This is a genomic window from Desulfovibrio sp., assembly GCF_019424165.1.
In the GTDB taxonomy this organism is placed as follows: Bacteria; Desulfobacterota; Desulfovibrionia; order Desulfovibrionales; family Desulfovibrionaceae; genus Desulfovibrio.
In genome coordinates, this window is record NZ_JAHZAA010000019.1 from 1 (window position 1) to 12,320 (window position 12,320).

Sequence of the window (12,320 nt, forward strand, 5' to 3'; positions counted from 1 at the left end):
AGAAAACGTAAGCCGCGCGCTGACCCTGTTTTTTTTCTATTCGATGCTTGTAGGGTTTTCCACGTTTCTGCTCAGTATTACGGAATACGGCATACTGCACGGCACCGGGGGTGAAGGCCCGTCTTTTCTGCGCATTCTGTTTGAAGAGGTTTCGGCCCTCGGTACTGTGGGGCTTTCGATGAATCTGACCCCGGAACTGAGCGCCGAGGGCAAGGGTGTTATTATTGTCAACATGTTTGCCGGGCGCGTGGGCCTGCTGAGCCTGCTCATGGCTGTGCAGAGCTTGCAGCCCCGCAAGGCGTACACAGTGGCGGAAACGCAACTGCCCATTGGCTAGATGTATTGTTTCAATAGTTTGTTCTCAAACGCCTTATGCAATAATAGCGTTGCAATGGGGCTGCTTCAGGATTGCTGCCGTAGCGGCATCTTCTGGCCCAGACAAACTGCTTTTTGTTCCTGATGCAATGCTGCGCACTGAAAAGCGGCACTCGGGTTTTGCCCGGCATGCCCGGCGGAGGTCTGCTCCTGCCCGGTCTTTGCAGCGGCGCCCGACGCGGATACAGCACGGAGAAAGAAAGATATGGCGGAAAAGAAACTGGAGATAGGCGTTATCGGCCTGGGCAATTTTGGCCTGCGCATCGCGACCACCCTTGTTTCCCTGGGGCATACGGTGGTGGGCATAGATATGTCTGAAGCGCGGGTACAGCGGGCCGAAGATGCGCTGGAGTCCGTTTACAAGGCCGACGCCACCAATATCGCCGTGCTGCGCTCACTGCATGTGCAGGACCTGGACTGGGTGGTTATCAGCGTGGGAGAAAGTGTTGAGCAGTCTCTCAGCATTACCCTCAACGTACAGGAACTGGGCGGCCCCAAGATATGGGTCAAGGCCTCCAATGAGGAACATCGCAAGATCCTTCAGCGGCTGCGCGTCAACCGCGCCCTGGTTCCCGAAATGGAGGCCGCCGTTATGGCTGCCCATCAGCTTACCTATCCGGGCATGCTGGATCTTATTCCCAAGTACGGGGGCATCGCCATTCAGGAGCTGAAGGTGGACGAATGGCACGGCAAAACGCTTGTGGATCTTAACCTCATGCAGCGTTTCAATATTATGGTGCTGGGCATTCGCCCCGTAGGCGAGCACTCTTTCAACTTCGTACCCCCGGCCATGACCGTGCTGCACAAGGGTGACACCATTGTGGTGGCGGGCAGGGCCAATTCCATGAGTGAACTGAAGCCCTAGGTGCAGAGTGTCAACACGCTGTTCACCCCCGCCCCAGTTTTGAAGCCGGAGGTTTTCTGCCAAGAGCCGTGTGGGGACGAGAATGGTTGTAGTGATGCGCCCATATGGGCAGTTTGGCTGTCCTTTTTTATGAGTGGGTGTACGTTTCGGCGTATGCCCACTCGTTCATTGCCGTCCTGATGAAGCGTTCCGCTTTGCCATTTTTGCCATTGGTCTGCGGCCGGTAAGGCCGGGTGTCCGGGGTGCGGTCGCGGGCGTGGAATACGGAGCAGGCCGTAACCCTGGGTGTGGGTTTAGGCGTCGTCTTCTGAAGGGTCACCGCCGGGCAAGGCCCACCAGGGCAGGCTGCGCCATGCCCGGTCCAGAGCTTTTTCGCATTCGGGCCAGTCCGGGGAATAGCGGGCCAGCTCTGCCCTGTAGGCAGGGGAGTGATTCATATGGCGCAGATGGCATAGCTCGTGCCAGCACAGGTGTTCCAGCAGGGGGAGTGGCAGCAGCAGTGCTCGCCAGTTGAGGCTTATACGCCCTGCGGGACCATCCCCGAAGGCGTTGGCCGGGTCGGCGGCATTATGCCCTGCGGGCTTCAGGCCTGAGTCATCCGTACCCGAAAACAGCCGGAAAAAGGTGTCCATCCAGCGGCCCGCCTTGCCGGAGGCCGGGGCAGCCGCGGAGTTGTGCCGCCTGTGCTCCATCTCCGGCAAGGAAGCACCGTTTTGCCCGGTGTTTTTTCCCCCGCTGCGGGCATTGCCGCCGGGGCGGCGTGCGCGGGCGCAACTGCCCCAGCGCGACCGCTGGTTCCGCACGCTGACTTTTTCAAGCATAAAGCCGCCCTGCCGTGCCAGGCCCTCAAGATAAGGTGGTAGCAGCATGGCCGCCATACTGCGACACCACTGGCGCAGTGCCCGGGCGCACAGCGCCGTATCCTGTACCGGACCAAAAAGGCGTAACAGGCCGGGGCTTTGCACCAGTAAAAGGCGTTGCGGCCCGGAGCGCACCAGCAGGGATGCGCTGTGCTCCTGATGTTGCGCTGCAACCAGCCTGCCGGCAGCAAGGTCGCCGTCAAGACGCACCTGAAATGACATGCCCGGCAAGGACAGATCTATGTTTTGGGGCAGTTTTTCTTCCGGGCTGCCGGACTGATGTTTTTTCCACGCGCGTTCCAGCCACGGCAAAAATTGCGGCAGGCTTTGTTCCAGAAGAACAAGAGGCATGCCTTCGGGAACAGTGAGGGTCAGGCGGCCACGCGGGTCAAGCGTCAGGCGGGTGCGACGGGCGCGGGCTGAAGGGCGTACCCTGGCTGCCAGCCTGGTTCCCCCGGCCAGAGGCAGATGGATATACTCCGGCAGGGGAGGGAAAGCGCCCGGGCCTTTCCGGGAGTGTGCTGCGGTCTTTTTTTCAGACATGGGGCGAGGCTGCCACAGGCGGCAAGCCCTTGTAAAGGGCCATCGACGCATCTTTGAGGGCCGCCGGGCAGGATTTTCCTTCTTATGCTCTGGCATGGCTTTTGCTAATTTTTCTCAGGTGCGGGCGGGAGGAATTGTTTTCCAACCGGTGCAAGGCATCCGAGGAGCAGACATGAGCGTGTCCGGCACATATGGCGTTGGCGGCCTTTCCGGCGTGGAAGGACTATGGGATCTCGGCGGCAGCGCCAGAAACACCACAGCTTCCGGCAAGGGCAATTCCGGCGATACGGTAAGTATTTCCGACAAGGCCAGGGAGCTTCTGCGCGAAAAACTTGGCCGCTATTCGGCATCAGCCGAGTCGTCATCGGAAGCGGACGCCGGGCAGGAAAACTTCGGCAGTTCTGTGGCCGGACTTTCCGGCAGTGACGGCGATGAAAAGGCTTCAGGCGCAGGGAGCGCATCGGGCGGGCTGGGCGGCTCCAGCTCTGTGGAAAGTATCAAACAAAAGATAGAGGCCCTCAAAAGCCAGTTGGCAAGCCTTGCCAGCCAGGCCAGCGGCGGCGGAGCGGATACAGCGCTGCAGAGCAAGATAAATGCCCTTCAGGCGCAGATCGCGGCTCTTGAGGCACAGCTTGCTGAAGCTGAGCAGGCAGGCTAGCCTATTGACAGTAACAAATATCAATTGTATGAAATGGTCTTGGGGGATGGCTGCTGCTGTCCCTTTTTATTTCGTTTACGCCCAGACACCTTGTATATGGCATGCATTGCATGCGAAAGAGAGGTTTTGCCATGAAATCGTTAAAGGGAACCCAGACCGAAAAGAACATTCTGACTGCCTTTGCCGGTGAGTCGCAGGCCCGTAACCGCTATGATTTTTTCTCCTCCGTGGCCAAAAAAGACGGCTACGTGCTGGTACAGGAAATCTTTCTTGAAACTGCTTCGCAGGAAAAAGAACACGCCAAACGCCTTTTCAAGTTTCTTGAAGGTGGTGAGGTAGAAATTCAGGCTGCGTATCCTGCTGGTATTATCGCGGGCAGCGAAGCCAACCTGCTGGCTTCTGCCCACGGCGAAAACTACGAGCACACTGAAATGTATCCTTCGATGGCGGCCACCGCTGAAAAAGAAGGTTTTTGCGAGGTTGCCTTCGTCATGCGGCATATCGCCGTAGCCGAAGCCTATCACGAAAAGCGCTTCCTCAAGCTCGCCAGCGATATCAAGGAAGGCCGCATGTTCATGCGCTCCAAGCCCACCGTGTGGCGCTGCCTCAATTGCGGCTGTCTTGTGGATGGTGAGCACGCGCCTGAAATGTGCCCCGCATGTGCGCACCCCAAGGCCTTTTTTGAAGAGCTGAACTACAGCTTCTAATCTGTTTTATTACGGAGCCGTACACCTGCCGAAGGATACTTTCTGATGCGGCAGTGTGCGGCCCCGGTTTCCTGTCAGATTGTTGCCGCCTGTGCAGGGCCGCGCCTTGTGAGGCAGGCCCTCCAGGCAGTTTCATCCGGCTGCGAGCTGGCGCAGGCAGCCGGAAATGATTGTCGCACGTTGCTGTAACGATATCCTGCGCAGTTCTCCTGCCATACAGGCAGCTATAGTGCAAAGCAGCCGCCAAACCTCATGGCGCGCACTGAACAGATGAAAAATACAGCCGTTACCGAAGTGATTTTACTTTGAAACCACGCTGATAGCTGCGCGCGAAAGCGCAAACGCGATGTATCTTGCGCGATGAAACGCTGGAATCAGCGACTTCTTGTTGCCGAAGTGCGTGCCGGCGGCGTTGAATTGCCTTATGCTACGGCTGGTCTTTTACCTTGCGAGCGATATTTTTTCATGGGCTTTTCCGGCAGGTTCGGCAACAGGTAGTTGCCGGGCCATTGTGCCGCATGCGGTTTGACGCCTGAAAGTAAAAAATCTCAGGCAGATCATACAAATATTATAACAGAGTTAAATATATTTATCTTTATTTTTTGACGCGTTATATGTTTTTCTGTTTTTGGTGAGGTGTAAGGCTCTTGCTTTTATTTCCCAACTATTGCTAACTGTTAATAGTAGCAGGCCCCAGCCGGCATCCATTTGTGGATGGCTGGATATGCCGTATCTGATTTTGTTGTGCCGGGCGTTGTGCGGGAAAAATGCGTAAGCTGTAGGGCGTTAAGCCAAAAGAGCTTGCAGGACGCCTTTGATCCGGGTATTTCACCAAAAGCCTAAAGCATGCCGTTGTGGACGGTGGCACACCCGGTTGCCGTATTCACAATGTGGGCCATTCTGGCCGGTATGCGGACAGAGCGAAAGGCCGCCATAAGGCGCGGTTTTTCATTCTTTGGGAGTGAACTGTGAGACAGTATTTTTTTACCTTTTTGGGGCTGATTCTGTTCGCCCCGGCGCTGGCTGTGGCTGCCGAAAGCGCATATCCGCCTCCTCCGCCTGCAGGACAGGCCATAACCGTGGAAGATTCCATTTATGGTGTACTGCGTACCAACAGGGCCTTGCGGGGTATTCAGGAAAACCGCAATGTGCTTGAGCACGAAGTTGACCGCGCCAAAGCCGGGTTTGGCCCTCGCGTGGACGTTACAGGGCGTGCGGGCGGCAGTGTGCTGAGCGATTCGAGCACGCGTAATAAAGACCTGGATTATCAGATGTGGGGCCTGGCTGGCGTTAACGCCCAGCTTGTGCAGCCCATCTGGGACGGTTTTGCCACGCGCTCGCGCGTGCGCACGGCCAAATCTACCCTTGAGTCCGTAAAATATCGTGTGTTTGATACAGCCACCTCGCTGTCCCTTGAAGGCATCATTTCGCACATCGACGTTCTGCGCCGCAGAAAGATCCTTGAACTGGCCGAAATGAACGTAAAGCAGCACAAGGCGCTTGTGAACCAGGCGCAGGACAGGGCCAGCCTCGGCGCGGATACTGCCGCTGACGTGACGCAGGCCCGTTCGCGCCTGCAGCGCGCGCTGTCGAGCCAGTCTGAAGCCAAGGCCGCCCTTCTTGTGGCGGAAGACAGGTATGTTCGCCTTACGGGACTGCCGGCCGCGGCCAAAATGGCCCCTGTGACGATGCCCCCCGAGCTGTATAAGGGACCGGATGCCGTGCTGACCCAGGCCGAGCAGAGCAACCCCAAGCTGTCTGCCTACATGCAGGACATCCGCGCCGCGCGCGGCGAGCGTGAACTGGCCGACTCCGCCTTTTACCCCACGCTGAACCTTGAAGCCGGCCCCAACTATACAGACAGGGGCGGAGCTACTGACCGCTGGATATACAGCTTTGACGTGCTTGGCGTCGTGCGTTGGAATATCTTCAACAGTGGGGCGGACCTGGCCGAACGGCGCGCCGCTTCCGCGCGCATCCGGCAAAGCCGTCAGGTGATGTACGATTTTCTTGACGAACTGAAGCTGGACATCGAAAGCACCTGGACCAACTATCAGGCCGCGCAGGAACAGTATTCGCACTACAGCAAGGCTGTGGAGTACAGCAAGTACACCCGCTCGGCGTATATTGAACAGTTCCAGATCGGCAGGCGCAGCATTCTTGACGTGCTCGATACGGAAAATGAACTTTTCAACTCCTCCACCCAGGCTGAAACCGCTCGCGGAAACATCCTGGTGGGAGCGTATCGCCTGAGCGCGCTTTCAGGCAATCTGCTGCCGCAAATGTCCATTAATACCGGTCCCCTTGGGCAGGAGCCGCCCAAGGACGCCGTTGACCCCCGCGAAGAATTCGCTCCCGGCTGGTTTGAGTAAGAGGTGTTGTTCCCCGGTGCGCTTGCGCGCCGGGGAACGATGCCTGATTTCTTTATTTATTTCCCCGCGTTCGCCACTTTTTGCGTTTGCATCGGATTGTCTGGCATCTTGGCAATTCGGCTGCCTTAACGTACTTTCATAAACGGTAAGCCGTTCAAAACGGTATGCCGGCCGCAGCGTCCGGCAAGGCTTTTCGCCTTTCCGGCCCACGCTCCTGCCCCTTTACAAGGGCTTCCAGCCCTTGTGCTACAGCAATGGGAATACCATGGAACAGCCTGACACCACACAAATTTCAGGGAAGACCCCGGACAGAACGGCAACTGGCACGGCTGCAAACGGCCCTGCCCCCACGCCGGCATCCGCAACGTCTTCTGCTGCCTCCACAGCCCCGGCTTCGCCCGAACCCGGCAACGCGCCGAAGGATGCCGGATTTTCGCAGCTTTCCGGAGCCGTGACCATACTGCCCGGCCAGCAGGCAAAAGAGGCTGACGCTACGTCAGGGCAGGAAGGCGCGCAGTCCGGACAGCCCGGCACGGTCAATGGCAGTGTTGTGCTCGGTAATGCCCATCCACGCACGGAAGCTTCCAATGGGGAGGATGCCGCACCCAGTGCCGCAGCCACTCCCGAGGCCGCGTCGCATCCCTCAGAGCCTGCCGCGTCTGCGCGGGCCGCGGGGTCCGCCGAAGTTCAATCGCAGCCTGCTGCCGGAACCGGAGCAGACCCGAATGCTGAAAATACTCCCGCGCCGGACGCCGCGCAGGGCGTTTCAGGCCAGACGGGCGAAGCAGCCATGAATGCCATGGCCCAGGCCGCACGCCACGAAGCTGCCATAAATCCCGGCCAGTCGGGCAAAGATTCGGGCATGGGGCCTTTGCGCCCGTCTGACGTTGACTTTATGCCGGGCCTGTTGCGCAGCCTTGCAGTGCTGTTGCGCTTGCGCGGCAGGGTGGTCAGTCCGCAATTTCTTATGGCCGGCCTTACCGGCAGCAAGGTAACTCCGCAGGCCTGCCTCAGGGCTGCGCGCAAGGCCGGGCTTTCGGGCCGGATTGTCTTTCGCCCCGAGCTGGAGGACATCCCCGCTCTGGTAATGCCCTGCATCCTTCTGCTGACCCGTGACCGCTCGTGTGTGCTGACAGGCATGAAAGACGGCATGGCCGAAGTTATATTTCCCGAAACCAGCGATGCCGCACAGACTGTGTCTCTTGAAGATCTCAAGCAGGAATACTCCGGCTATACGCTTTTTGCCGCTGTGGAGTCCGCGCCCGATGACCGCGCCGAGCGGCTGAGCATTTCGCACGGCAAGCGCTGGTTCTGGGACGTGCTGCGCTACTACGCGCCCATTTACCGGCATGTGGCCCTGGCCAGCGTGGTGATCAACCTCATTGCCGTGGGCAGCCCGCTTTTTGTCATGAACGTCTACGACCGTGTGGTTCCCAATAATGCCATTGAAACCCTGTGGGTTCTGGCCATCGGCATTCTCATAATCTATCTTTTCAATTTTTTGCTTTCGTCTTTGCGCACTCATTTTGTGGACGTGGCCGGGCGCAATGCCGATATTGTGCTTTCAAGTGCGCTGGTGGAAAAAGTGCTTTCAATGCGCATGGATGCCAAGCCCGAATCCACAGGGGCGCTTGTTAATCACCTGCGCGAATTCGAGCAGTTGCGCGAGTTTTTCAGTTCTTCAAGCCTGCTGGCCTGCATTGACTTGCCTTTTCTGGTTATATTTCTACTGCTTATCGGATTTATCGGCGGCCCGCTGGTGTTTTTGCCGCTGGCGGCCATGCCCCTGATGCTGGGCATCGGCCTGCTGCTGCAGTCGCGCTCGCGGCGCAGTGCCGAGGCCAGCTACAAACAGAATATGCAGAAAAACGCCCTGTTGGTGGAAATTGTGGGCGGGCTTGAAACCCTCAAGTCGTGCATGGCCGAAAGCCGCATGCAAAAGCTCTGGGAATCTGTGGTGGGGCTTTCCGCCCAGTCCAATAGCGAAGCCCGCAAGTACAACAATCTGGCCGTCACGTCCTCCATGCTTATTACCCAGCTTGTGACTGTGGCCATGATCGTTTGGGGTGTGTACCGCATATCCGACGGCCTGATGACTATGGGCGCCCTTATAGGCTGCAATATCCTGGTGGGGCGCACCATGGCCCCCCTGCTGCAGATGGCCTCGCTGCTTACGCGTCTTCAGAATTCGCATGTGACGCTCAAGGCCCTCGACATGCTCATGGTGCTGCCTTCAGAAAACCAGGTGGAAAAAACCTGCATGGATTTTGGCATGCTGCGCCCGTCATTCACCATGGAAAACGTGTCCTTCGCCTATCCGCAGCAGGAGCGTCTGGCCCTTGACCGCGTATCACTGCATATCGAACCGGGCGAGCGCGTGGGCATCATCGGCCCCATGGGGTCGGGCAAGAGCACGCTGTCCAAGCTGCTTATCGGCCTTTACCAGCCCAAAGAAGGCGCCGTGAAGTTTGGCGATGTGGACATACGGCAGATACCCAGCACCGACCTCAGGGGGCGCGTGGGGGTGCTGCCGCAGGATGTCGTGCTGTTTTACGGCAGCATCCGCGACAATATCGCCCTGGGCGACCCCACCATCAATGACCATCTTATTCTGCGCGCAGCGGCTCTGGCTGGCGTGACAGATTTTTTGCGCAATAATCCCGCTGGCTTTGCGGCCCAGGTGGGCGAGCAGGGCAAGGCTCTTTCCGGTGGGCAGCGTCAGGCTGTGGCGCTGGCGCGCGCTCTTGTGCGAGATCCCGAAGTACTGCTTCTGGATGAGCCTACCAGCAACATGGATACGGATTCTGAAGTGATGCTGCAAAAGCGCCTTTATTCGGTCATGGATGGGCGCACCGTGGTGCTGGTGACACACCGCCTGTCCATGCTGCGCATTGTAAACCGCCTGATTGTTATGGAAAACGGCCAGATAAAGATGGATGGCCCGCGCGACGCCGTTTTGCAGCGTCTGCGCGACCGTTCACGGCAAAGCATGGATACGGCACGACAGGGACAGGGCGCTCCGGCGCAACGGCCCGCGGAGAATATGTAGCATGCAGTTGACACCACAAGATAAAAATAAAGCAAAAGCTCCCGTTGCTCCGGCGGCTAATCCTGCGGAATCCGTTGCGCCCGACGGCGCCCGGGGGCAGGAATCCGGCGGGCCGGGAGCTTCCGGGGCCGTTTCTCCGGAGTCTTCGGCCCGTACCACGCAGCAGCCGGACTTCAATGAGGCCTTCTGCGGCACGGCCGAGAACGGGTTTTTGTGTTATCTGCCCTCGGGGCAGACCCCCTTTGGCGCGCCAAAGCCGGTCCATAAAGACGATGCCTTGCCCGCCATGCCCGGTGCGGGATCGGAAGGGGCCGCGCCCATCGGTATGCCTGTGTCCGGCGAGCACGACGGAGACTGGACGGATGAGCATGTGGACGGTATCGGCTTTCTCCCGCTGGGGCACGGTCAGGAGAACGGCCATGACATGTCGCACCCTGCCGGACCGGAAGGGACTGCTCCCGCGCCTGCGGAGCAGAGTGGCCCCAAGGCTTTTCTGCGCGATCTGTTCATGGGTGGCGAGCACGAGCAGCGGCCGGACAAAAGTCTTCGCCAGTCCATAGCCGAAACCGTAAACCGCCTGAAAGGCGGTGAAGGGGCGTCGCAGCCCGGCCAGCAGCAGGGTAATCCCGGTCTTTTTGCCGCGATGGATGCGCCCCTTAACGGCCTGACGCCCGACGACATACAGTTTGCCAGCGAGGTGGACGCCGCGCTGGCACGCAGGCCCCATTTCGGCGTCCGCGCGCTTTCCATCTGCGTGGCGGTCATGTTTTTGTGTCTCATCATCTGGGCTGCTTTTGCCAGTGTGGATGAAGTGACCCATGCCGAAGGCACGGTGGTGGGGTCACAGCGCACCCAAACCATACAGAACCTTGAAGGCGGTATCCTGCGCGCCGTTATGGTGCGCGAAGGCCAGATTGTGGACAAAGGAACGATACTGGCCCAGCTGGATAACGAAATGGCCGAGAGCGCGTACCGTGACGCCGTGAACAAGGCTATGGAAAACAGCCTGGCAATAGCCCGCCTTGAGGCGGAAATAAAAAGTGAGCCACCTGTTTTTCCAGAGCACCTTGAAGCATGGGCAAGTCAGCTTATTGGCCGCAGGGTGGACGAGTCCGTCCTGGCCCGCGCCCGCCAGATCATGCAGGATCAGGAAAACGCCTATCAGGTGCGCCGGGTGCAGCTGAACGCTGAAGTCGAGGTGTTGCAGTCGCAATACACCCAGCGCGTGCACGATGTTGAGGAGCAGACCGCCCGCAAGGTACAGCTTGACCGCAGCCTGGCTCTTGCCATCGAGCAGCGTGATACTGCCTATGCCCTGGTGCAGCGCAATAACTTTTCCAAAATGGAATATCTCGGTTTGCAGCAGCGTGTGGTGGAGCTGCAAGGGCAGATTGACGCCCTGGCCGCAGCCATACCCAAGGCGCAGGCCGCGGCTGAAGAATCGCGGCAGCGCATAGCCTCGCGCCGTGCGGAACAGGCCTCGGCCATCACGGAAGAAATCAATAAAAGGCGCCAGGAGCTGAACTCGCTGCGCGAAAGCATTTCTGCCGGGCGCGACCGGGTGACCCGCACCGAACTTCGCGCGCCCGTGCGCGGCACGGTAAAGCAGATATACATCTCCACCGTGGGCGGCGTGGTAAAGCCCGGCGAACCCATCATGGACATCGTTCCCCTGGACGACACCCTGCTGGTAGAAGCCAAGGTCAAGCCGCAGGACGTGGCTTTTCTGCGCCCCGGGCAGGAGGTGATGGTCAAGGTTTCTGCCTATGACTTTTCCATTTACGGCGGCCTTGAGGGCAAGCTTGAGTCTATCAGTGCCGACACCATTGAGGACAAGAAGGGCGAGCATTTCTATCTGGTCAAGGTGCGTACCCAGAAAAACGCCATTGTCTATCACAAGGAATATCTGCCCATTATCCCCGGCATGATTGTGACCACAGATATTCTCATCGGCAAAAAAACTGTTCTGGATTATCTGCTCAAGCCCATTCTCAAGGCCAAGCAGAACGCCCTGCGAGAGCGCTGATCCGTCGCGAAAGGAACGATTATGGCATTACAGGATTCTTCCGACATAAAGTCGCGCAACCGCGCCGCAGCCCGGATCATGCTGGCTGTCTTTGCGGTGATGGCGGTTCTTATCGTGACAGGAGCCAACTGGTACCTGCAGAATTCCCGCGAGCGCATGTTGCATGAAGTGGGGCAGGATCTGCATGTGCAGGCCAACAACAAGGTGGCCTTGCTCACCGTGTGGTCCGGCGGCATCATCAAGCAGGTGGAAATGTTTGCAGAGATGGACTTGCTGCGGCTTTTTGCCGCCGAGGTAAGCAGTTCACACCTGTCGCCGGACGTGCTGCTGCGCGAATCGCTAAAAGAAGCGGAAAGCATACCGGTGCCGGACAGTTTTGCATACTCGGAAGAAGGCGGGTGGCGGCCGCCCGCGCAGGACCCCATAAGCGCCATTCTGCCGCGTCTGCCCATGATGCTGCGGCAGCTCAAGGACTTTATTGAAAAAAACTCTTTCTGGAGCGCCAGCCTTGTCAACACAAACCTGGAAGTATACCTGTCGCCTGGCGAACCGCCCGTTTTGAGCGAGGAGCAGCGCGCGTATATTGCCGAAGCCATCCGCACGCGCCAGCCCGTTTTTATGCCTGTACGGCGGCAATACGGCGAACTGGTCATGGACATGGCATTTCCCATCGTGGCTCCGCTTTATGTGGATGCCACAGGCGACAGGGTGGTGTCGGTTCTGCTGGCAACCAGCAATGTGCTGCCGGTCGTCAAGGCCATCACGCGGCATACGGGCGGCAAAGAATTCAGCTCCGCCATACTGCAGCATTTCAACCAGCAACTACAGCGCATAGATCCCACAGTGCGGGTGGGTTTTGTGGATC

Annotated in this window: 8 protein-coding genes and 2 pseudogenes; 8 read left to right on the forward strand and 2 right to left on the reverse strand. The window is 58.5% G+C overall.

The genetic code is table 11. The features are described from left to right. Both QZ377_RS07895 and QZ377_RS07900 read left to right on the forward strand, forming a co-directional pair. Positions 1-337, forward strand: a 337-nt coding sequence (locus tag QZ377_RS07895) for a potassium transporter TrkG (RefSeq protein WP_291440623.1), incomplete at its 5' end; no start/stop codon positions are given. Between the two features lie 243 nt (positions 338-580). After that, complete coding sequence (locus tag QZ377_RS07900; protein WP_291440624.1) at positions 581-1,240, forward strand: TrkA family potassium uptake protein; 660 nt, start codon at positions 581-583, stop codon at positions 1,238-1,240. A gap of 22 nt (positions 1,241-1,262) precedes the next feature. On the opposite strand, the pseudogene QZ377_RS07905 reads toward QZ377_RS07900, so the two are convergent. Continuing rightward, positions 1,263-1,475 (reverse strand): annotated as a pseudogene (locus QZ377_RS07905) (integrase core domain-containing protein); the annotation flags it as partial. A gap of 58 nt (positions 1,476-1,533) precedes the next feature. Further along, a complete protein-coding gene (locus QZ377_RS07910) occupies positions 1,534-2,643 on the reverse strand; it encodes a YgjP-like metallopeptidase domain-containing protein (protein ID WP_291440625.1) in 1,110 nt (369 codons plus the stop codon). A 172-nt stretch (positions 2,644-2,815) separates the two neighbouring features. On the opposite strand from QZ377_RS07910, the gene QZ377_RS07915 reads away from it, so the two are divergent. The 6 genes and pseudogenes from QZ377_RS07915 to QZ377_RS07940 form a co-directional block, all read left to right on the forward strand. Continuing rightward, complete coding sequence (locus QZ377_RS07915; protein ID WP_291440626.1) at positions 2,816-3,301, forward strand: FlxA-like family protein; 486 nt, start codon at positions 2,816-2,818, stop codon at positions 3,299-3,301. 131 nt (positions 3,302-3,432) lie between these two features. Beyond that, a complete protein-coding gene (gene rbr / locus QZ377_RS07920; protein WP_291440627.1) occupies positions 3,433-4,008 on the forward strand; it encodes a rubrerythrin in 576 nt (191 codons plus the stop codon). Positions 4,009-4,976: 968 nt separating this feature from the next. Further along, entirely contained in the window at positions 4,977-6,380 is a 1,404-nt protein-coding gene (locus tag QZ377_RS07925; RefSeq protein WP_291440628.1) for a TolC family outer membrane protein, read from the forward strand. Positions 6,381-6,645: 265 nt separating this feature from the next. Then, the gene (locus QZ377_RS07930; protein ID WP_291440629.1) at positions 6,646-9,429 is read left to right on the forward strand and encodes a type I secretion system permease/ATPase; all 2,784 of its coding nucleotides are present in this window, start codon (positions 6,646-6,648) and stop codon (positions 9,427-9,429) included. A 1-nt stretch (position 9,430) separates the two neighbouring features. Next, positions 9,431-11,455, forward strand: coding sequence for an HlyD family type I secretion periplasmic adaptor subunit (locus QZ377_RS07935; protein WP_365854622.1), 2,025 nt, complete (start codon positions 9,431-9,433; stop codon positions 11,453-11,455). Between the two features lie 21 nt (positions 11,456-11,476). Then, positions 11,477-12,320: pseudogene (locus tag QZ377_RS07940) on the forward strand (histidine kinase); the annotation flags it as partial.